Below are 1,321 nucleotides of genomic sequence, written 5' to 3'. Positions count from 1 at the left end.
GTATCGACCACCACGCCGTCGCGCCAATGGCTGCTGCCGACGTTCTCGACCACCAGCTGGTAGCGCACCAGGTCGCCCACCTTTACCAACCGCGGGTTGGCGGTCTTGGTGATGCGCAGCGCGAAATCCGAGATCACCTTGTGCCGCGTTTCGCAGGTGGTGCACTCCGGCGGTGGCGATCCATCCGGATACTGGCCGCGCAGGCGGTTGAGCACCTCCGTGCGCGCCTCCTGGTTGACGATGGCCTGGTAGACGAATTCATGCTGCCCCACCGGCGTACCGGCCGGCAGGGTGCAGACGATGTCGGTACCCTGCTGCACGCAGCCTGCCGGCAGCGTGTCCACGCTCAGGCCCGTATCGGGCGTATCCAGCAGCTGCAACGGCTGGCGCAGCGAGGCGCGCTCGACCGTGGCCCGCAGGGTGTAGCGCAACCGGTCACCCGGACGCACTTCACTGCCACTTGCAGGGCCGGACAGTTTTTCCAGCACCACGCGCGGCTCAGCCAGCACGTGCTCGGTGCTGCAGGTTCCCGTGCAGGTGGGGGTATCGCCGCCACTGCCCAGCACCGCGTTGCGGACGCTGCCACTGGCCTGCGCGTTGACCTGCGCGCGGTAGCCCAGCGTGTAGGTGCCGGGTGCGGTACCTGCCGGCAGCGTGCATACCAGCGGATTGCTGGCATTGCAGGTGAAGGCGCCCGGCTGGGTCACCGACTGCAGGTCCAGGCCTGCGCCCAGGGTATCGGTCAGGGTGAACACATCGGTGGTCTGCGAGTTGGCGACCACCACCTCGACGCTGTAGTCCACCGCATCGCCGATATTGACCGGCGATGCCGTGCTGGAGGACTTGCGGTAGGTGACCGTCGCCGCCAGCACCGGGGTGGTGGTGGTGCAGTCGGTGGCACAGGTGTTGGTACCGGTGCCGCTGCCAAGCACGGCGTTGCTGACGCTGCCCTTGGCCTGCGCGTTCACCGTCGCGGTGTAGTTCACCGTGTAGGTGCCAGGTGCGGTGGCGGCCGGCAACGTGCACACCAGCGGGTTGGCGGCATTGCAGGTGAAGCCCGTGGTGGCGGTGACTGAACCGAAGTCCAGGCCCTGCCCCAGGGTGTCGGTCAGGGTGAATACAGCGGTCGTGCGCGAGCGGCTGACCACAGCGGTCAGGGTGTAGGCGATGCTGTCACCCACCTTGACCGAGCCGACCGCGGCCGAGGTCTTGCGATAGTCGATCTGGCTGCCAGCCACCGGGGTGGTGGTATCGCAGTTGACGGTGCAGCTCGGGTTGTCGCCACCGCTGCCGAGCACCGCGTTGGTCACCTGGCCGGTGG

General features: G+C 67.8%; 1 protein-coding gene. It reads right to left on the bottom strand.

Going from position 1 to position 1,321, the window contains the following annotated elements:
• Nucleotides 1–1,321 (bottom strand): isopeptide-forming domain-containing fimbrial protein (locus AC1VAN_RS22035; RefSeq protein WP_480986770.1); only part of this gene is annotated, 1,321 nt, incomplete at both ends.

The sequence above is a fragment of the Stenotrophomonas sp. 05L44_2 genome, assembly GCF_056665995.1.
The sequence above is the reverse complement of the archived record's forward strand: the minus strand, read 5'-3'. Positions and strand labels throughout refer to the sequence as shown.